General features: G+C 69.1%; 16 protein-coding genes. 7 read left to right on the top strand and 9 right to left on the bottom strand.

What is annotated here, in order from left to right; genetic code table 11:
- Position 1: 1 nt before the first annotated feature.
- The 3 genes from AC3WS6_RS04055 to AC3WS6_RS04045 form a co-directional block, all read right to left on the bottom strand.
- Positions 2 to 634, bottom strand: a complete 633-nt coding sequence (locus AC3WS6_RS04055) for a GntR family transcriptional regulator (protein ID WP_492499787.1) — start codon at positions 632 to 634, stop codon at positions 2 to 4.
- Positions 635 to 705: 71 nt separating this feature from the next.
- Positions 706 to 1389 carry a GntR family transcriptional regulator gene (locus AC3WS6_RS04050; protein WP_492499786.1) on the bottom strand — a complete coding sequence of 228 codons (684 nt, stop codon included), beginning with the start codon at positions 1387 to 1389 and terminating at the stop codon, positions 706 to 708.
- Between the two features lie 193 nt (positions 1390 to 1582).
- A complete protein-coding gene (locus AC3WS6_RS04045) occupies positions 1583 to 2761 on the bottom strand; it encodes an SLC13 family permease (RefSeq protein ID WP_492499785.1) in 1179 nt (392 codons plus the stop codon).
- A 326-nt stretch (positions 2762 to 3087) separates the two neighbouring features.
- Here AC3WS6_RS04045 and kdpF point away from each other — a divergent pair, with 326 nt between their 5' ends.
- The 6 genes from kdpF (at position 3088) to AC3WS6_RS04015 (ending at position 11151) form a co-directional block, all read left to right on the top strand.
- Entirely contained in the window at positions 3088 to 3177 is a 90-nt protein-coding gene (gene kdpF / locus AC3WS6_RS04040) for a K(+)-transporting ATPase subunit F (RefSeq protein ID WP_375087795.1), read from the top strand.
- Positions 3177 to 4856, top strand: a complete 1680-nt coding sequence (kdpA, locus tag AC3WS6_RS04035) for a potassium-transporting ATPase subunit KdpA (protein WP_492499784.1) — start codon at positions 3177 to 3179, stop codon at positions 4854 to 4856. The genes kdpF and kdpA overlap by 1 nt, the downstream gene beginning before the upstream one ends.
- Before the next feature lies 1 nt (position 4857).
- Positions 4858 to 7275, top strand: coding sequence for a potassium-transporting ATPase subunit KdpB (gene kdpB / locus AC3WS6_RS04030; RefSeq protein ID WP_492499783.1), 2418 nt, complete (start codon positions 4858 to 4860; stop codon positions 7273 to 7275).
- A 74-nt stretch (positions 7276 to 7349) separates the two neighbouring features.
- Positions 7350 to 7949, top strand: a complete 600-nt coding sequence (kdpC, locus tag AC3WS6_RS04025; protein WP_492499782.1) for a potassium-transporting ATPase subunit KdpC — start codon at positions 7350 to 7352, stop codon at positions 7947 to 7949.
- Between the two features lie 14 nt (positions 7950 to 7963).
- Positions 7964 to 10483, top strand: a complete 2520-nt coding sequence (locus AC3WS6_RS04020; protein ID WP_492501442.1) for an ATP-binding protein — start codon at positions 7964 to 7966, stop codon at positions 10481 to 10483.
- Positions 10480 to 11151: a response regulator gene (locus tag AC3WS6_RS04015; RefSeq protein WP_492499780.1), complete on the top strand. Its 672-nt coding sequence runs from the start codon at positions 10480 to 10482 to the stop codon at positions 11149 to 11151. Before AC3WS6_RS04020 ends, AC3WS6_RS04015 begins: the two co-directional genes overlap by 4 nt.
- Before the next feature lie 25 nt (positions 11152 to 11176).
- Here AC3WS6_RS04015 and AC3WS6_RS04010 read toward each other — a convergent pair whose 3' ends face one another.
- From AC3WS6_RS04010 to AC3WS6_RS04000, 3 genes are all read right to left on the bottom strand, one after another.
- Positions 11177 to 11449, bottom strand: a complete 273-nt coding sequence (locus AC3WS6_RS04010; protein ID WP_492499779.1) for a DUF1905 domain-containing protein — start codon at positions 11447 to 11449, stop codon at positions 11177 to 11179.
- A gap of 31 nt (positions 11450 to 11480) precedes the next feature.
- On the bottom strand, positions 11481 to 12278 hold the full coding sequence (locus AC3WS6_RS04005) for a TspO-related membrane protein (RefSeq protein WP_492499778.1): 798 nt from the start codon (positions 12276 to 12278) through the stop codon (positions 11481 to 11483).
- A 272-nt stretch (positions 12279 to 12550) separates the two neighbouring features.
- The gene (locus AC3WS6_RS04000; RefSeq protein ID WP_492499777.1) at positions 12551 to 13114 is read right to left on the bottom strand and encodes a TetR/AcrR family transcriptional regulator; all 564 of its coding nucleotides are present in this window, start codon (positions 13112 to 13114) and stop codon (positions 12551 to 12553) included.
- Between the two features lie 96 nt (positions 13115 to 13210).
- Between AC3WS6_RS04000 and AC3WS6_RS03995 the strand changes: the two genes are divergently transcribed.
- A complete protein-coding gene (locus tag AC3WS6_RS03995) occupies positions 13211 to 14053 on the top strand; it encodes an alpha/beta fold hydrolase (RefSeq protein WP_492499776.1) in 843 nt (280 codons plus the stop codon).
- 217 nt (positions 14054 to 14270) lie between these two features.
- Here AC3WS6_RS03995 and AC3WS6_RS03990 read toward each other — a convergent pair whose 3' ends face one another.
- Genes AC3WS6_RS03990 through AC3WS6_RS03980 form a run of 3 tightly spaced genes read right to left on the bottom strand, consistent with a single transcriptional unit; the run spans position 14271 to position 19596 of the window.
- Complete coding sequence (locus AC3WS6_RS03990; RefSeq protein ID WP_492499775.1) at positions 14271 to 17033, bottom strand: glycosyl hydrolase 53 family protein; 2763 nt, start codon at positions 17031 to 17033, stop codon at positions 14271 to 14273.
- A 29-nt stretch (positions 17034 to 17062) separates the two neighbouring features.
- Complete coding sequence (locus AC3WS6_RS03985; protein ID WP_492499774.1) at positions 17063 to 17974, bottom strand: sugar ABC transporter permease; 912 nt, start codon at positions 17972 to 17974, stop codon at positions 17063 to 17065.
- Positions 17974 to 19596: an ABC transporter permease subunit gene (locus AC3WS6_RS03980; RefSeq protein WP_492499773.1), complete on the bottom strand. Its 1623-nt coding sequence runs from the start codon at positions 19594 to 19596 to the stop codon at positions 17974 to 17976. The genes AC3WS6_RS03985 and AC3WS6_RS03980 overlap by 1 nt, the downstream gene beginning before the upstream one ends.
- Positions 19597 to 19686: the final 90 nt, after the last annotated feature.

Here is a 19686-nt window from a genome sequence, read left to right as displayed (position 1 = left end):
CTCAGAGCTCGGTGACACCGTCGATCACGAAGATGAAGAGGTCGCGCACGATGTCGACGGCTTCGTGGCGGTCTCGACTGCTCACGGCCGCGGCGAGCGCGTCGACGGCGGATCTCAGCATCGCCGGATTCCGCGACCTGCTCAGCGAACGGATGCCGAGCACCAGGGCTGTGCGCTTCGACGCGTGCAGCTCGACGAGGTACGGGTTGCGCGAGAACTCCGCAAGCAGGTGGAGCAGGTCCCACAGCCCCTCTGCGCCCACGACCTGATCCTGATCGCCGGTCGACCAGAGCCCCGCGACCTCGGTCGCCCGCCGCGAGAAGGCCTCGACCTGCGCATCCGTCGCAGCCACGACTCCGAGATCCGCGGCGGCGATCGAGAGCCCCGAGCACTCCGCGGCGACCGCCACGAACCACGAGGGGCTGGGCCGCACCACGACGGAGGCGCGGTTCGGGCGATGCTCCACCAGATGCTTGGCGTCGAGCACGGTGAGCGCCGAGCGCACGGTCGCCGCCGCGACGTCGAGGCGCTGCGCCAGAGCCGTCACCGACAGGGAGTCTCCGGGACCGAGCTCACCGGACTCGATCGAGCTCGCGAGCGAGTCGACGACCGCATCCGCCCGCGACCTGATCACCGGAAACGAAGGGACTGTCCCTCCGAAGAGATGAGTCGAGAGCAGTCTGTCGCTCCGCTCGTCGGACATGGTCACTCAGCCGCGGCTTCAGCCCGAAGCGGCGCGATCACCGAGCGCTCGAAGAGGGGCTCGATGACCCGGCGCATGCCCTCGCCATCGCGATCGCGCAGCAGTCCGCGCAGCTGCTCGAGCGCCGAACGCATGTACGCCATGAGATCGTCGGCGACGGGCTGGTTCGGCACGGTCCTCGTCAGATGCATGGCGAGGCGTCCGTCGAGGATGTCGACCATCGTCTGGTTGTGCGCGCTGAGGACGAGCTCACCCCACAGGGCGTACCAGAGCGCGAGTCCTGCGCGGTTCGTGGTCCAGGCGAGGTCGGTGGTGAGGATGCCGTCGATGTGAGCGTGCATCGTCGCCACCTGCTCATCGCTGTAGGTCGGCACGACCTTGACCGCGCAGTAGCCGATCATCGCGACGGCCGTCTCGACGCGATCCGCCTGCGCGTTCAGGTCGACCGGGGCGACGCGCGTGAAGCGGTTCGTGCTCACCTCGATGAGTCCGAGGTCGGCGAGTCGGTTGAGTGCTTCACGGATGGGCGTGCGCGAGATGCCGTACTCCGCCTGGAGGTCCTGGTCGCGGATCTCTTCCTGAGGCGACCGCACGCCCGTGATGATCTCTTCGGCGAGCGTGGCGAAGACCTGGTCGCGGATCAGCTGCCGCGGCCGGATCGGCAGAGGAGCGCTGACATCGTCCACTGGCACAGAGTATGCCCGCGACGCAACCGCGCACTACACATCAGAGACTGAAACTTCACTGCCGACGAGCGATTACGCCTAGCGTCGTGAGACGGGGCAGCGGCTCACAGACGGCGCGACTCCCCTTTCAGCGCCCGGATTTCCCCAGATCCCCTTGAACTGAGTCGCTGCCTCTCCGCACACCGGCCATCGCTCATCCCGAGACGATCGCGAGGGCGAGCGATGCGAGCACCACCGTCGGGACCGCCACGGCCGCGCCCCACAGCATCAGCCGCGACCAGCGCACCTCGACCCCGAGCGACACCACGCGATGGTGCCAGAGCAGCGTCGCGAGCGAGGCCCACGGCGTGACGAGGGGGCCCAGGTTCACACCGATCAGCAGTGCCATCAGGGCGACCGGGTCGCCTGCGGCGGGCTCGAGCACCAGGTAGGCGGGGAGGTTGTTGATCCCGTTCGCGGCGAGAGCGCCGACCGCCGCGAGCCGCAGGATCTCGCCGAGCCCGTGCCCCTCGGTCCGCAGCGATGCCAGGACATCGAGGATGCCGGCGGCATGCGCCGTCTCGACGATCACGAAGAGCGCCGCAGCGAGCCCGATCGCCTGCCACGGCACGAGAGACGGCCGCAGCACATGGCGTCGGCGCACCGCGAACAGGGCGATGAGCAGCAGTGCCGCGCCTGTCGCCGGGATCCACACATCGTGCGTGAGGGCCAGAAGCGGCATGAGCACGAGAAGGGTCCCGGCGGCACCCCAGAACAGCACCCGATCGGATGCCGCGACTCCGCGCGGCGCGCGATAGGAGCCGAACAGCGTGCCACGGTGGGCGACCGTGAGGATGGCGACCGGTACGAGCACACCGACGATCGTCGGCGCCCAGCTGAGGGCGAGGAACGCGAACGGCTCGTCGCCGATCGATCGGGCGGCCAGCAGGTTCGTGAGGTTCGAGACGGGCAGCGCGAGGGAGGCCGTATTGGCGAGCCACACCGTGACGAGCGCGAAGGGCAGCGGCGGCAGGCCGACGCTCTGCGCCAGCACGACCACGACCGGGGTCACGATCACGGCGGTCGTGTCGAGCGACAGGAACACGGTGCTGATGACCGCGAGCAGCACGACGGCGATCCACAGCAGCACGACCCTCCCGCGCCCCCAGCGCGCCAGGCGCTGCGCGACCACGTCGAACACCGCGGCATCCCGGGCCAGTTCGGCGACGATCGTGATCGCGACGACGAATCCGAGCACGGGTGCGATCCGTGCACCGAGCGCCCCCGCATCCGGCCCCGGCAGGAGTCCCGTGATCAGGCAGAGCGCGGCGGCGGCGATGAGCACCAGGACGATGATCGTCCCTGCTCCCAGCCGCCGTCGCGTCGTACTCACTCGCTGAGTGTAGATCCGGTCGCGGTGGGATCCGGCGAAGGCAGCTCAGTCCTCGTCCCAGGGAAGCGTCACCACGGGCAGGCACATCCACCGCATCCCACGGCGCGCTCATCCACCTCCCGGCCACACCACCCCACCCGCCCACATCCCCGGGGCGTGAGCAACTCGCATGCATCACGCACGCCGCTGTAGGCAAAGCGTGAGGATCGTCATATACCGGTCAGCACGGGAGTTGTATCGAGTCTCGTGCTCGACATCATCTACATCGCGCTGACTCTCGCGCTGTTCGCCCTCGTCTCCCTGGTTGCGAAGGGGGTGGAACGCCTGTGATCGTCTTCGAGATCATCGGCGCCGCCCTCGCCGTGGCCGCCGTCGTCTACCTCGTGGTGGCCCTCGTCGCCCCGGAGAAGTTCTGATGGGCGCCGGCATCTGGTTCGGCATCCTGCAGGCTGCCGTGCTCGTCATCGCCCTCGTGCTGCTCTACCGCCCGGTCGGCGACTACATGGCCCGTGTCTTCAGCACCCCCCGTGACCTCAAGGCCGAGCGCGGCCTCTACCGCCTGATCGGCGTCGACCCGGCATCCGAGCAGACCTGGCGGGCCTACGCACGCAGCGTGCTCGCGTTCTCGGTCGTCGGCCTGCTGCTGGTCTATCTGCTGCAGCGCCTGCAGGGCTTCCTGCCCGAATCACTCGGCCTGCCCGCCGTGCCCGAGGGCCTCGCATTCAACACCGCGGCGTCGTTCGTGGCGAACACGAACTGGCAGTCGTACTCTCCCGAGCAGACCATGGGCTACACGGTGCAGCTCGCCGGACTCACGGTGCAGAACTTCGTCTCGGCCGCCGTCGGCCTGGCCGTGGCGGTCGCGCTGATCCGCGGCTTCGCCCGCCGGGGCTCGACGACGATCGGCAACTTCTGGGTCGATCTGATCCGCGGACTCGGACGCATCCTGCTGCCGATCGCCCTGCTCGGCGCCATCGCCCTGATCGCGGGCGGCGTCGTGCAGAACTTCGCCGGCTTCACCGATGTGACCACGATCTCGGGCGGTACGCAGACGGTCCCCGGCGGTCCGGTCGCCTCGCAGGAGGCCATCAAGCTGCTCGGCACGAACGGCGGCGGCTTCTTCAACGCCAACTCTGCGCATCCTTTCGAGAATCCGACCGGATGGACCAACCTCCTGCAGATCCTGCTGATCCTCGTGATCCCGTTCGCGCTGCCCCGCACGTTCGGCCGCATGATCGGCGACAACCGCCAGGGCTACGCGGTCGCCGCCGTTATGGGCACGATCTTCCTGGTCTCGACCTTCGCCCTCTCGGCCCTCGAACTCGCCGGACGCGGCAGCGCCCCCGAACTCGCAGGTGCCGCGATGGAGGGCAAGGAGGTGCGCTTCGGCATCCTCGGCTCCACGCTGTTCGGCAGTGCGAGCACGCTGACCTCGACCGGTGCGGTCAACTCGATGCACGACTCGTACACCGCACTCGGCGGCATGATGCCGATGCTCAACATGATGCTCGGCGAGGTCGCCCCGGGCGGCGTGGGCACCGGTCTCTACGGCATGCTCGTGCTCGCGATCATCGCGGTGTTCGTCGGCGGGCTGCTCGTGGGTCGCACTCCCGAGTACCTCGGCAAGCGCATCGGCCCGAAGGAGATCAAGCTCGCGAGCCTCTACATCCTCGTGACGCCGACTCTCGTGCTGGCCGGCACCGCGTTGAGCTTCGCGATCCCCGGCATCCGATCGGATGTCGAGTCGACCAGCATCCTCAACCCCGGCGTCCACGGAATGAGCGAGGTGCTCTATGCCTTCACCTCGGCGGCGAACAACAACGGCTCGGCCTTCGCCGGCCTCACCGCCAACACCCCCTGGTTCAACACCGCGCTGGGTGTCGCCATGCTGCTCGGCCGGTTCATCCCGATCGTGCTCGTGCTGGCCCTGGCCGGGTCGTTCGCCTCGCAGCAGCGCGTGCCCGAGAACACCGGCACCCTGCCCACGCACCGACCGCAGTTCGTCGGCCTCCTCACCGCCGTCGCGGTCATCATCACGGCACTCACCTACTTCCCCGTGCTCGCACTGGGACCCCTCGCTGAAGGACTCGTCTGACATGACCCTCATCACCACGCCATCAGAAACACCCTCGGAACAGCAGGATGCCGCGGCATCCGGTTCCGAGCCCGCAGCCCCCGCCCGGTCGTTCGGCTGGGCCCAGTTGACCCGGGCCCTGCCCGGCGCACTGCGCAAGCTGAACCCGGCGTCTCTCGTGCGCAACCCCGTGATGCTGCTCGTCTGGGTGGGCGCCGCGTTCACCACCGTGCTCGCGATCGCCGAGCCGTTCCTCGGCGGCCCCGCCGATTCGGGTGGAACCCCGGTGCCGGCCCCGTTCACATGGGGCATCGCGATCTGGCTGTGGCTGACCGTGCTGTTCGCCAACGTCGCCGAGTCGGTCGCCGAGGGCCGCGGCAAGGCCCAGGCCGCCAGCCTGCGCAAGACCCGTACGAGCACCATGGCGCGCAAGGTCGTGCGGTACGACGCAGGTGCGGATGCGACGGCTGAGCGCACCGAGACGGCCGAGGTCTCGTCGGCCGAGCTGCAGCGCGACGACATCGTGATCGTCACGGCGGGCGAGCTGATCCCCGGCGACGGCGACATCGTGGCGGGCATCGCGACCGTCGACGAATCGGCCATCACGGGCGAGAGCGCCCCGGTCATCCGCGAGTCGGGCGGCGACCGCAGCGCCGTCACGGGAGGTACCCGCGTGCTGTCGGACCGCATCGTCGTGCGCATCACCTCGAAGCCCGGCGAGACGTTCGTCGACCGCATGATCGCACTCGTCGAGGGCGCGAGTCGCCAGCGCACCCCCAATGAGATCGCGCTGAACATCCTGCTCGCGAGCCTGTCGATCGTGTTCGTCGTGGTGGTGCTCGCCCTCAACCCGATCGCGTCGTACGCGGCCTCGCCCGTCAGCATCCCGGTGCTGATCGCCCTGCTCGTGTGCCTCATCCCGACCACGATCGGCGCCCTGCTCTCGGCCATCGGCATCGCCGGCATGGACCGTCTCGTGCAGCGCAACGTGCTCGCGATGTCGGGCCGCGCGGTCGAGGCCGCGGGTGACGTCACGACCCTGCTGCTCGACAAGACCGGCACCATCACCTACGGCAACCGCCAGGCTCACGAGGTGCTGCCGCTGTCGGGCGTCGACGCCGAGGAGCTGCTGTCTCTCGCCGCGCAGTCGTCGCTCGCCGACCCGACGCCGGAGGGCGCCTCGATCGTCGCGTTGGCGGCCGCGCACGGCATCCACGTCGACGAACCCGCCGGTGCGGTGACCGTGCCGTTCACCGCACAGACCCGCATGTCGGGGCTCGACCTGCCGGACGGCACACAGATCCGCAAGGGCGCAGGCTCCGCGATCAGTGCGTGGCTCGGACTCGAGTCGGATGCCGAGTTGACCGCGCTGACCGACGGTGTCGCCTCGAGCGGCGGCACCCCCCTGGTGGTCGCCGTGAAGCTGCCTGACACCACCACCCGGTCGTTGAGCGAGCGCAGCGAAACCCGGTCGTTGAGCGAGCGCAGCGAGACCCGGTCGTTGAGCGAGCGCAGCGAGACCCGGTCGTTGAGCGAGCGCAGCGAGACGAAACGCGGTGAGGAAGTGTTCGACGCAGCTCACCGCGTTTCGTCTCGGGGCTTCGCTCCTCGCTCAACGACCGAAACAGACGGCTTCGCTCCTCGCTCAACGACCGAAACAGACGGCTTCGCTCCTCGCTCGGGGGCGGAGGCGGGCGGCGGACGTGTGCTCGGCGTCGTGCACCTCAAGGACATCGTGAAAGACGGCCTGCGCGAGCGGTTCGACGAGCTGCGCAGCATGGGCATCCGCACCGTCATGATCACGGGCGACAATCCACTGACGGCCGCCGCGATCGCGAAGGAGGCGGGCGTCGACGACTTCCTCGCCGAGGCGACGCCCGAGCAGAAGCTCGAACTGATCAAGCGCGAGCAGGAGGGCGGCCGACTCGTCGCCATGACCGGCGATGGCACGAACGACGCCCCGGCACTGGCCCAGGCCGACGTCGGGGTGGCGATGAACACCGGCACATCGGCCGCGAAAGAGGCCGGCAACATGGTCGACCTCGACTCCGACCCGACCAAGCTCATCGACATCGTGCGCATCGGCAAGCAACTGCTCATCACCCGCGGAGCCCTCACCACGTTCTCGCTCGCGAACGACATCGCCAAGTACTTCGCCATCATCCCGGCGATGTTCATGGGGGTCTTTCCCGGACTCGCGGCGCTCAACATCATGCAGCTGCACTCACCGGCATCCGCCGTCACCAGCGCGATCATCTTCAACGCGATCGTGATCGTCTTCCTCATCCCGCTCGCGCTGCGAGGCGTGAAGTACCGGCCGGCGAGCGCGTCGCAGATCCTGCAGCGCAACCTGCTCGTCTACGGCCTGGGCGGGGTGATCGCGCCGTTCATCGGCATCAAGCTGATCGACCTCGCCGTCACCCTCATCCCCGGTTTCTGACCGGCATCCGCCTCTGCGTTTCGTCTCGGGGCTTCGCTCCTCGCTCAACGACCGACTTCTTCGAAAGGCATCCCATGTCCTCCTCCCGCACCGTCGCCCGCACCACCGGCGTCGCGATCCGCGCGATGCTCGTGCTCACCCTCGTGCTCGGCGTCGGCTACACGCTCGTCGTCACCGGCATCGGTCAGCTGCTGCTGCCGTTCCAGGCGAACGGCTCGCCGCTGGCCGACGACAAGGGCAGCGCGCTGATCGGGCAGTCCTTCACGGACGCCGACGGCGAGGCGCTGCCCGAGTACTTCCAGTCGCGTCCCTCGGCCGCCGGCGACGGCTATGACGGAGCCGCGTCCAGCGGCAGCAACCTCGGGCCGGAGAACCCCGACCTCGTGGCGGCGATCGGCGATCGCCAGGCGGCCATCGCCGAGCGCGAAGGCGTGAGCGCGGATGCCGTGCCGGCCGACGCCGTGACGGCATCCGGCTCGGGCCTCGACCCGCACATCAGCGTCGCCTACGCCCTGCTGCAGGTGCCGCGGGTGGCGGCCGAGCGGGGCCTCGCGGAGCAGCAGGTGCGCGACCTCGTCGAGTCTAGAATTCAAGGGCGGGATCTGGGATTCCTCGGCGAAGAACGCATCAACGTCGCCGAACTCAATCTCGCGCTCGATGAGCAGGAGGGCTGATGACGGCAGAGCGGATGCCGCGGCGCGGCCGACTCCGCGTGCTGCTGGGTGCAGCCCCCGGAGTCGGCAAGACCTTCGAGATGCTCGTCGAGGGACGCCGGCTGCTCGACGAGGGCCGCGACGTCGTGATCGCGATCGTCGAGACGCATGAGCGCGCGGCGACCGCGGCGCAGACCATCGGCATCCCCGAGGTTCCCCGTCGCACCGATCTGCACCGGGGCGTGCCGCTGAGCGAGATGGATCTGGATGCCGTGCTCGCGCGGCGCCCCGAGATCGCGCTCGTCGACGAGCTCGCCCACACCAACACCCCCGGCTCGCACAACGCGAAGCGCTGGCAGGACGTCAGCGCACTGCTCGACGCAGGCATCGACGTCGTCACGACCGTCAATGTGCAGCACATCGAGTCGCTGAACGCCGTGGTCGAGAAGATCACCGGCATCGCACAGCACGAGACGATCCCGGATGCCGTGGTGCGCGCGGCCGACGAGATCGAGGTCGTCGACCTGGCGCCGCAGTCGCTGCGCGACCGTCTGTCGGCCGGGCTCGTGTATCCGGCCGAGCGCATCGACGCCGCGCTGTCGAACTACTTCCGGCTCGGCAACCTCACGGCGCTGCGCGAGCTCGCGCTGCTGTGGCTCGCCGACGAGGTCGACAGCGCGCTGCGCAGCTATCGCGCCGACCACGGCATCGAGGGCACGTGGCAGGCGCGCGAGCGGGTGGTCGTCGCGCTCACCGGCGGGCCCGAGGGCGAGACGCTGCTGCGCCGAGGCGCCCGCATCGCCGCCCGCTCGGCCGGCGGCGAGCTGCTCGCGGTGCACATCGCGGCGCAGGACGGTCTGCGCGACGAGACACCCGGCGCCCTGGCGGCGCAGCGGTCGCTCGTCGAATCGCTCGGCGGCAGCTTCCACCAGATCATCGGCGACGACATCCCCGGCACACTCGTCGAGTTCGCACACGGGGTGGATGCCACTCAGCTCGTGATCGGCGTCAGCCGCCGCGGGCGTCTCGCCGCAGCACTCACCGGCCCGGGCATCGGCTCGGAGGTCATCCGCCGCTCGGGCGACATCGACGTGCACATCGTCACGCATGCCGCCGCGGGCGGTCGGGTCGCTCTCCCCCGCATCACCGGCGGGGCGCTGGGCTGGCGGCGTCAGCTGCTCGGGTTCGCGGTGGCGCTCGTCTTCGGGCCGTTGCTCTCGTGGGCGATGTTCGCGTTCCGCAGCCCCGAGTCGATCACGGTCGAGGTGCTGGCCTTCCAGCTGCTCGTCGTGATCGTGGCGCTCGTCGGAGGAGTGCGCCCGGCCGTCTTCGCGGCGGTGCTGTCGGGCGTCACCCTCGACTTCCTGTTCGTCGCGCCGCTCTTCACCATCACGATCGCGCATCCGCTGCACGTGCTCGCTCTCGCGTTGTACGTGACGATCGCCATTCTCGTGAGCATCATCGTCGACCAGGCCGCCCGCCGGGCCCGCACCGCTCAACGCGCCGCGGCCGAGGCCGAGCTGCTCGCCGCCGTCGCGGGCAACGTGCTGCGCGGCGACAACGCCGTGCTCGCCCTCGTCAGCCGCACGCGCGAGGCGTTCGGTCTCACCGGCGTGCGCCTGCTCTCGCCCGACGGCGAGGTGCTGGCCAGCGACGGCGAACCCGTGCCCGACGGTCGGGCCACCACGATTCCGGTGGGCGCAGGAGCGACTGCCGCCGTGCTCGAACTGCACGGCGAACCGCTCGACACCCCCGCCCGACGTCTGCTCGATGCGATCGTCGCCCAGCTGGCGGCGGCGATCGAGCACACGGATCTGCGGGCCACGGCGCGGGAGGCCGCCGCCCTCGCCGAGACCGACCAGGTGCGCTCCGCCCTGCTGTCGGCGGTCAGTCACGACCTGCGCCGCCCGCTCGCCTCGGCCGTCGCCGCGATCGGCGGGCTGCGCGGGGCGCACACGCTGTCGGCATCCGACCGGGAAGAGCTGCTCGCGACCGCCGACGAGAGCCTTGCCACTCTGTCGTCGCTCGTGACGGATCTGCTCGACGTCAGCAGGGTGCAGGCGGGGGTGCTCGCCGTCTCGAGCATGCGACTGGATGTCGCGGGTCCCGTGCTCGCGGCGGTGGATGAGCTGGGCCTCGGACCGGGCGACGTGGAGCTGGCTCTGGATGCCGATCTGCCCGCCGTCTCGGCGGATCCGGTGCTGCTGCAGCGGGTGCTCGTGAACGTCGTCGCGAACGCGCACCGCCATTCCCCCGCCGACGCCCGCGTCATCGTCTCGACGAGCGCCCTCGGCGAGCGCGCCGAGATCCGCGTGATCGACCGCGGATCCGGTGTTCCCGCCGAGATGCGCGACGAGATCTTCCAGCCGTTCCAGCGCCTCGGCGACACCGACAACACCACCGGCCTCGGACTCGGCCTCGCTCTGTCACGCGGATTCGCCGAGGGCATGGGCGGTACTCTGACACCCGAGGACACCCCCGGCGGTGGGCTCACCATGGTCATCTCGCTGCCTCTGGCCGCCGACCCCGAACCCATGCAGGAGGAGACGGAGTGAAGCTCCTCATCGCCGACGACGACCCGCAGATGGTGCGCGCGCTGCGCATCACGCTCGCCGCCCACGGGTATGAGGTGGTCGTCGCCTCCGACGGTGCCGCCGCCGTCGCCGCCGCCGCGCAGACGCATCCCGACCTGATCATGCTCGACCTCGGCATGCCGCGGCTCGACGGCATCGAGGTCATCCAGGCGCTGCGCGGCTGGACGACTGTGCCGATCATCGTCGTGTCGGGCCGCACCGGGTCGGCAGACAAGGTCGAGGCGCTGGATGCCGGAGCCGACGACTTCGTGACCAAGCCCTTCCAGGTCGACGAGCTGCTCGCGCGGCTGCGGGCGCTGTCCCGTCGGGCGGTGCCGGCGGGCGGCGAATCCACGGTCGGGTTCGGCGACGTGGTGGTCGACCTCGCGACGAAGACGGTCACCCGAGCCGGCACCCGCGTGCACCTGACGCCGACCGAGTGGCGGATGCTCGAGCATCTCGCCCGGCATCCTGGAGCACTGGTCACCCGACAGGACCTGCTCAAGGAGATCTGGGGCAGCGAGCAGGTGTCCGACTCGGGCTACCTCCGCCTGTACATGTCGCAGTTGCGCAAGAAGCTCGAGGCCGCGCCCAGCGCCCCGGCGCACCTGCTCACCGAATCGGGCATGGGCTACCGGCTCGTGGTCTGAGGGCGCTCGCGCGTCGGGGCGTCGGCTACCGGCGAGTGATGGTGACCGCGACCGTGTCGCCGATGTCCTTGCCCAGCGACTTCCGCACCGTGGCGTTCAGCGACACCATGTGGGCGCCGGTACCCGTGACCATCGCTCCGACGTTCTCGAGCTTCACGTCGTCGATCAGGGCGTCGACCCGAACCGTCTTACCCGTTCCGAAGAACTCCGCGGATCCGGGGATCTCGACGCAGCTCCACGTCTCCCCTTTGACCTCGACGCCGATCGGCGCCTCGAATGTCTTCTGATCAGCTGTCATGAGCTCAGGCTATTCGCGACCGTGCGGAGAGTCACGCGGCAGCAGCGTTGATCCGCGACCGGCGCACCCCGCCCACGATGCCGGCGGCGACGAGCACGACGGCGACGATGATGCCGGCGATCGCTGTGACAGTGCTCTCGGGCTCACCCGTGAGGCGGCCGACGGCGAGCCAGCTCAGACCCCAGGCCGTCGCGAGCGCCGGCGCCAGACGTCTGGTGACGAGTGCGCTGGCGACTCCGATCACGAGCACGACTGCGAGCACCGCCACGGCCCATATCTCGGCCTGTTCCTCCCAGCTCGCGGGGGCGATCTGGGTGAACCATGCCGCCGTGTTGGCGACGGTCGCGATCGTGACCCAGCCGAAGTGCAGGCCGTTCGCTCCGTCGACGACGACGCGCTCGGGCCAGGTGCGGGCGCGGCTGCGCCCGAGAATCACGATGACTCGCGCGAGCGTCGCGAGCAGCACGGCGATCACGAGCACGGTCAGGGGGAGCGACAGGAACTGCGCCGTCACCAGCCACAATCCGTTCAGGACCATGGATGCGGCGATCCATCCGCCGACTGCACGTTGACGTTCGTCCGCCCGCTGCGCGGGAAGCGCCTGCCACACCGTGTAGGCGATGAGCCCGATGTAGATCAGCGACCAGATCGAGAAGGCGGGGCCGGCCGGCGCCAGGTATGAGCCCTGCGCCGACAGGGCTCCGTCCTGCAACTCGCTGACCGAGGTGCCGCCGAACGCGCCGGAGCCGACGGCTGCGGCGATCAGCATGAAGGTGGCCGAGGCGATGATGGCCGACTGGCGGGCGATGTCCTGCGTCCGGGATTCCATGCACGTACGCTACGCGCGGGAGCGACTCTCACACAGACCCTTGACTCTTGCCAGGCGAACAGCTAGCCAGGCTAGCAATAAGACTTGGATTCCCCAGTTCTTGCGACCCGTCCCTGGCCACCCCTCCCTGGCCACCCCTCCCCTGCCACCCCCGTCGGGCGGAGAACTCCCCCACGGGCGGATGCTGCGACAGCGTCCCTCCGCCCCTCACAGAGAAGACCGCCCATCGGGGCGGGCGCAGCCGCCAGGGCCGGCTCGACGGGGGGCTCGATTCAGGCTGCGACGGCCGCGTCGATCAGCACCTCGGCGGCGTTGCGGGCCTGCACAGCCACCTGCGGGTCGGCGGCGATCGCCGCGGTGCTCTGGGCACCCTCCGCGAGGATCGACAGCTGCGCCGCGAGAGACGCAGGCGCCCCCGCATCCACCACGAGGTCGGCCATGTACGCCTGGAATGACGCCTTGTGGTCGCGCACGATCTCGGCGACCTCGGGGTTCGTGCCGCCGAGCTCGCCGAAGGCGTTGATGAACGCGCAGCCACGGAAGTCATCGGTGCAGAACCAGTCCTCGAGGTACCCGTAGACGGCGAGCAGTCGGTCGCGCGGGTCAGCCCCGGCCTCCGCCACCGCCCGCGTGAGTCCCGACTCCCATTCCCCGTGCTTGCGGGCGAGGACAGCCGTGACGATGTCGGTCTTCGAGGGGAAGAGTGCGTAGAGCCGACGCAGCGACACGCCGGCCGCCGCTCGCAGCTCATCCATGCCGACAGCCGCGTAGCCCTTGCGGTAGTAGAGCTCGTCAGCCGCCGCGAGGATCTGTTCACGCAGTGTTCCGTCGGTCATTCTTCCAGTGTACTTGACATGAGAACGAGCGTTCTCTACTGTGGAGAACATCAACCGAGAACGCCCGTTCTCACCAGACCGCAAAGGATCAGGATCATGGGTTACATCACCGTCGGAAACGAGAACAGCGCCCCGATCGAGCTCTACTACGAAGACCAGGGTTCGGGTCAGCCCGTCGTCCTGATCCACGGCTACCCGCTCGACGGACACAGCTGGGAGCGCCAGACCCGCGAGCTGCTCGCCCAGGGCTACCGCGTCATCACCTATGACCGCCGCGGTTTCGGTCAGTCGTCGAAGGTCAACGTCGGCTACGACTACGACACCTTCGCCGCCGACCTCAACACCGTGCTCGAGACCCTCGACCTGCGCGACGTCGTGCTCGTCGGATTCTCGATGGGAACCGGCGAGCTCGCCCGCTACGTCGCGAAGTACGGCCACGAGCGCGTCGCCAAGCTCGCGTTCCTCGCCTCGCTCGAGCCCTTCCTCGTGCAGCGCGACGACAACCCCGAGGGCGTGCCGCAGGATGTCTTCGACGGCATCGAGGCCGCAGCCAAGGGCGACCGCTTCGCCTGGTTCACCGACTTCTACAAGAACTTCTACAACCTCGACGAGAACCTCGGATCGCGCATCAGCCAGGAGGCCGTCACGGGCAGCTGGAACGTCGCGATCGGCAGCGCCCCCGTCGCCGCCTACGCCGTGGTCCCGAGCTGGATCGAGGACTTCCGCGGTGACGTCGAGGCCGTGCGCGACGCCGCGAAGCCGACCCTCATCCTGCACGGCACGAAGGACAACATCCTGCCGATCGATGCGACCGCTCGCCGCTTCCACCAGGCCGTTCCGGCTGCGACCTACGTCGAGGTCGAGGGCGCTCCTCACGGCCTGCTCTGGACGCACGCCGACGAGGTCAACGCCGCGCTGAAGGACTTCCTCAGCAAGTAATCGCTGCGACTGCCGCGGCATCCGGACCCGAACCGGATGCCGCGGCATCCGCCTGTCGTGCGCCGTGTGGGCCCCGATCGCGGGCTCGGGTCACAGTTGGTGTCGGTTTCGACGGGGTCACAGGAGCCGAGGCGGCATCCACGCACGGATGCTGCGCGCCACCCGGCATCCCACCCACAACCCCAACCGGGGGGCGAGGTCGCCCCGGGGGATCCCGTCAGCGCGTCACCTTGACCGTCAGCGTCTTGCTCTCGCTGCTCCCGGTCGCGTTCACGAACTCGACGCGGTACGTGTGCGTGCCGACAGACCGGCCGTCGACGGCCACCGACACGCGCTGGGCGGAGGGGCTGTTCGCCACTACAGCTCCCTCCTTCAGCAGCACGCCGTCTTCGTACAGGCGGTACGACGTCGCGTTCGTGCCCCACCACATGTCGGCGGTCACTGTGTACGAGCCGTCGCCGTCCCCGTTGTCCGCCGAGAGCACGGGCGTGCCGGGCGCGGCATCCTTCACCTTCACAGTCACGGGCTGCACCGCGGTCACGCCGCGAGAGTTCACGAGCTCGCCCGTGTAGACGTACGACCCGTTCTTCTTGCCGGTCAGGGCGAGGCGGGCGACCTGCGCCGACGTGCCCCCGAACGTGAGCGGCACCGTCTCGATCAGCTCCCCGTTCTCGAACACACGCAGCTTGGTGGCGTTCTGCCCCCACCACAGGTTCATCGTGACCGTGTAGTCGCCGTCGAGCAGGCCCGTGTCGTGGCCGTTGTCGTGCGACAGCACGCCACGGGCCGGTGCTGCTGTCGCCGCATCCTTCAGGACGAGGGCGTCGACGGCAGCATCCAACGCGTCCTGCGCGCCCGCGACAGCAGAGACACTCGGGCTCGCCGCGGCCAGCACGATGTCCGCGCGATCGACCGCACCGGGCAGCGCGGCCGTCGACGACTCGATGTACGCTGCGAGGTCGAGTGCTGCAGCAGCATCCCGCCGCTCCCGCAGCGCCGAGGTGTCGGCACCCGGAACCGGTTCGCGCACGAGCTCCAGGTCGTCGATCGTGCCCCACGCGCCCGCCGGCAGTACCGCGGAGACGCGCACCACGGCCGTTCCGTCGGCACCGACCTGCAGCGCCTGCGTCGTCGGCGTCGACCACACCCGCCAGCCGTCGAGGCCGAAGGGCGCGGGCGATCCGGAGACGGCAGAAGACGACAGCGACAGCGACGCACGCCCGTCGGCGCCCTCGCCGTCGCCCTGCAGCGACGCCCGTGCGACATACGACCCCGCCGGGAGCCCGGTCACGGTCTGCGAGAGGTCGAATGAGTATGCGGATGCCGAGTAGAAGTGCGCCGAGTGCGTGCCGCTGCGGGGGTCGTCCCACGCACGCAGAGACAGACCCGACCCGGTGACCGTCCACATGCTCGTGTCGGCGTCCTCGAAGCCGGGATTGCGCAGGAAGTTGCGCGCCGAGACCGTCACGACTGCTGACGCCGCGAGGCCCGCATCCGTCACTCCCGCGATCGCGTACTCGCCGACGCCCTCGATGAAGTCGACGGCCGTCGACCACGTGACCGACTGCTGCTCGGATGACCCGTCGTTGTAGAGCACGGTGACCTCGGCCGGAAGCTCGACCGCGTCGCCCTCGGTCAGCGGCAACGCGACCGGCTGCACCGACTCGACCGCTCGCGGAGCCCGAGCGCCGGTGCGCACGTACGAGAAGATGTTCAGCACGTCGGATGCCGTGCCGTCGAAGCCGAACAGCGCCTGGTTGTCCCACGCGGATCCGCCGAACCAGTGCCCGGCATCCTCCGGCTCATACTCGCCGGCGAAGCTCGACGCCCATCCCGACCCGTCGCGCTCCCACAGCACCTTGTTCTGCTCGAGCTGCGAGGGCGGGCCGACGGGCAGCCAGGCGGGCTCCCAGTAGTAGACCCCGAGCCCGGCCTCGCCCACGTCGGCGACGGCCTGGACGACCGCTCGCACCGCATCCGCCTGCCCCTGGCGACTCACCGGATACTCCGTCGTCTCGGACGGCAGGTCGATCACGTTGCCGTGGCCGTCTGCGTCGTCGAGCGTGAACGCCCACGAGGTCTCGGCGACCATGACCTTCTTGCCGTAGGTCTCGGCGACGTGCGAGAGCACCGACGTGAGGTTCTCGGGCGTCCCGTGCCAGAACGGATAGTACGACGACGCGAACACGTCGTAGTCGACATCACGACGGTCGAGCTGAGCCGCGACGTCGGCGTAGAAGCCCGCGCGCTCGGGGTTCGTGAAGTGCAGCGCGACGAGCGTGTCGGGCGCTTCGGCGCGCACCGCGGCGGAACCGGCCGAGAACACCTTCGCCATGTCGTCCCAGCCGCGCACTCCGGCGACTCCGCCGTTGGTCTCGTTGCCGACCTGCACCATGCGCAGGTCAACGCCGGCATCGACCAGACGCCGCACCGCATCGCGGGTGAAGACGCCCACCTCTGCGGCGACCTGATCAGCCGTCATCCCCTCCCACGCCTTGGGTGCCTGCTGCTTCGCGGGGTCGGCCCAGAAGTCGGAGTAGTGGAAGTCGACGAGCACACCGAGTCCGGCATCCGTCGCGCGCTGCGAGATCTCGATCGCCCGATCGACGTCGACATCGCCGCCGCCGTAGCCGTTGCCGTTCGCGTCGAACGGGTCGTTCCAGACCCGCACGCGCACGTCGGTGACCCCGGCATCAGCAAGGATCTCGAACAGGTCGCCGGGTGCGCCCTGTTCGTCGCGGAAGACGACACCGGACGCTTCGAGCGCCAGCACCGACGAGACGTCGACGCCGCCGATGAAGTCGTCGGGCAGGTTCTCGACGCGGGGGACGGTGATGGTGGCATCGACCGGCTCGGCGACGGCGACAGCCGCGGGTGCGAATGACGCGGAGGCCGAGGCCGGCAGCCCCACCCCGATGAGGGCGACCACGGTCACCGTGGCGAGGGCGGTGGAGAGAAGGGAACGCGTGCGACGGTGCATGACGGCCTTTCGAGCGGTGGAGGTGAGGATCAGCCCTTGACGGATCCCTGGGTGAGCCCGCCGACGATGTACTTCTGCAGCGAGAAGAACAGCGCGAGCACGGGCACGGCGGCGACCACGACACCGGCGGCGAAGAGCCCCCAGCGCGAGGTCAGCTGGTTCGAGACCCACTGGTACATGCCGACGGCGAGGGTCCAGTTGTCCTCGGACGTGAGGATGATCTTCGACAGGATGAAGTCGCCGAAGGCCGCGAGGAACGCGAGCAGCGCGACGACCGCGAGGATCGGCACGACCAGGGGCATGATGAGCCGCCAGAAGATCTGCGCGTGCGAGGCTCCGTCGATCTTCGCCGACTCGTCGATCTCGACCGGGATCGTGTTGAAGAACCCGTACATCAGGAAGGTGTTCGCACCGAGTGCGCCGCCGAGATACACGCAGATCAGGGCGATCTTCGAGTTGATGCCGAGCGCCGGCACGACGTCGCCGATCGTCTGCAGCATCAGGAAGATCGCGATGAACGCGAGCGCCTGCGGGAACATCTGCAGCACCAGAAGCGTCGTGAGGCTGGCCCGCCGCCCGCTGAAGCGGAACCGCGAGAACGCGTACGCGCCGCAGGCGCCCATCAGCACTGAACCGACCGCGGTCACGCCGCCGATGAGCAGCGTGTTGCCGAACCAGACCCAGTAGCGCGATTCCCCGAGCGCGATGTAGTTCGCGGGATCGAAGGCGCTGAACAGTGCACTGGATGCCGCGAGGCTGCCGTTCGGGTTGAGCGACGCCGAGAGCACGTAGACGAGCGGGAACGCGGCGAAGAAGAGCACGACCGCGGCGAGGATGTACTTCCAGCCGACGTCGCTCCACCACCGCCGTCGACGCGCACCGGCGCGGGCAGCCTGGGCGTCCTTCGACGAACCGGTCACGACGACTCTGGTCTCACTCATCACTGGTACTCCTCGAGCTTGCGGGTCTGTCGGAAGCTCAGCGCCGAGATGAGACCGACCACGATGAAGGCGACGATCGACAGCGCACTCGCGAGGCCGTAGTCGGCCGCACCGCCTGAGACGCCCGAGACGTCGTAGATGGCCGAGACGAGGATGTCGGTCGATCCGAGTGCATACGGTGCTCCCGCGATCGCGGGCCCGCCGTTGTTGAAGGTGTAGATCACGGTGAAGTTGTTGAACGCCACGGCGAACGAGGCGATCAGCAACGGCGCCGTCGAGACGAGCAGCAGCGGCAGCACGATCGCGCGGAAACGCTGCAGCTTGTTGGCGCCGTCGATCTCGGCGGCCTCGAGCGTCTCGCCGGGGAGCGACTGCAGCGCACCGGTGCACACCAGGAACCAGTACGGGTAGCTCAGCCACACGTTCACGAAGATCACGGCGGCTCGGGTGAGCCACGGATCTCCGAGCCAGTTGATGCTCGAGCCGAAGAAGAACAGGTCGTTGATCACGCCGAACTCGGCGTTGAACATGCCGCGGAAGAGCAGCGCGGCCATGAACGCGGGAAACGCGTAGGGCAGGATGAACAGCGCTCGCAGGAACCGGCGACCCTTGACCCGCGGGTCGTTGTAGACGATCGCGAGGCCGAGCCCCACGGCGAAGCTGAGGACGACCGAGAGGATCGCGAACGCGAAGGTCCAGACGGTCACGCTCAGCAGAGTGCCCGCGAGATTCGCGTCGGTGAAGAGCTTCAGGAAGTTGGCGAAGCCGACGTTCACCGACCAGCCGGTCGGAAGCGCCGTGCCGTCCTCGGCCACGAACGCGCCGAGTTCTGTGGCGGTGTAGACCGTGCCCGACTGCGTGTCGGTGATGGTCTGCGCCTCGGCATCCCACACCAGCGTCGGCTCGTACACCGAACCGGTGGATCCCTCGCGGGTGCGGATCGAGCCGTCGTTCGGGTCGTCGGAGACCGGAACGCGGAGGTCCTGGATCGTCGCGCCCAGGGTCGCGTCGGTGAGCACCGACGCTCGCGGGATCACGGTCCAGCCCGGCACCTCGCTCGGGGCGCCGGTGGTGCCGACCTCGGCTCCGGAGACGTCGGTGAGCGGCTCGGTCGCGGAGCCGACCTGCACGTCGCCGTCGTCGTCGACGATCGCGAAGCCGAGCTCGCCGCCGCGCTCGACGATCGACAGCGGGTACTCGGACGAGCCTTCGACGCGGCGCTCCCCCTGGATCAGCGCGGCCTCGACCGCCTGCTCCTGCGTGCCGACATGGCCGGTGCCGTAGTTCGTGAAGGCGATGTAGGCCGTGTAACCGAAGATGAAGACCTGGAACACGAGCAGGAAGATCAGCCCGGGCAGCAGGTATTTGAGGGGCAGCGCCCTGCGGGTGAAATACACCCAGTCGGCGATGACCACGAGCAGCACGACGACGCCGAGCACGATCCACGACTCGGCGCTCCACGCCGAGATGGCCGTCATGATGCCGAAGGCATTGACCAGCGCCATGAGCGCGAGCTTGATGAGGAAACCCCAGCCGAGACCGCGGAAGCGGCGGGCGTGGGATTCACGCGAGGGCTTCACCACGGGGGTGGGCGCCTCGGTGGGCGGTGCCTGGATCGTCATGTCATCAGTCCTGTCGATGCATCGGTCGTTGAGCGAGCGAAGCGAGACGAAACGCGCCCGCGTGCGATGACGCGTCTCGTCTCGGTCGCT

The organism is Microbacterium sp. EB106-03-03-XG65 (genome assembly GCF_058791955.1).
This window is presented reverse-complemented; position numbering and strand designations above follow the sequence as displayed.

What these genes read in the sequence shown, in the direction of transcription:
- kdpA (WP_492499784.1), top strand. Translation starts at nt 3,177, where the DNA reads ATGGGCGCCGGCATCTGGTTCGGCATCCTGCAGGCTGCCGTGCTCGTC.
- kdpB (WP_492499783.1), top strand. Translation starts at nt 4,858, where the DNA reads ATGACCCTCATCACCACGCCATCAGAAACACCCTCGGAACAGCAGGAT.
- kdpC (WP_492499782.1), top strand. Translation starts at nt 7,350, where the DNA reads ATGTCCTCCTCCCGCACCGTCGCCCGCACCACCGGCGTCGCGATCCGC.
- AC3WS6_RS04020 (WP_492501442.1), top strand. Translation starts at nt 7,964, where the DNA reads ATGCCGCGGCGCGGCCGACTCCGCGTGCTGCTGGGTGCAGCCCCCGGA.
- AC3WS6_RS04010 (WP_492499779.1), bottom strand. Translation starts at nt 11,449, where the DNA reads ATGACAGCTGATCAGAAGACATTCGAGGCGCCGATCGGCGTCGAGGTC.
- AC3WS6_RS04005 (WP_492499778.1), bottom strand. Translation starts at nt 12,278, where the DNA reads ATGGAATCCCGGACGCAGGACATCGCCCGCCAGTCGGCCATCATCGCC.
- AC3WS6_RS04000 (WP_492499777.1), bottom strand. Translation starts at nt 13,114, where the DNA reads ATGACCGACGGAACACTGCGTGAACAGATCCTCGCGGCGGCTGACGAG.
- AC3WS6_RS03995 (WP_492499776.1), top strand. Translation starts at nt 13,211, where the DNA reads ATGGGTTACATCACCGTCGGAAACGAGAACAGCGCCCCGATCGAGCTC.
- AC3WS6_RS03990 (WP_492499775.1), bottom strand. Translation starts at nt 17,033, where the DNA reads ATGCACCGTCGCACGCGTTCCCTTCTCTCCACCGCCCTCGCCACGGTG.
- AC3WS6_RS03985 (WP_492499774.1), bottom strand. Translation starts at nt 17,974, where the DNA reads ATGAGTGAGACCAGAGTCGTCGTGACCGGTTCGTCGAAGGACGCCCAG.
- AC3WS6_RS03980 (WP_492499773.1), bottom strand. Translation starts at nt 19,596, where the DNA reads ATGACGATCCAGGCACCGCCCACCGAGGCGCCCACCCCCGTGGTGAAG.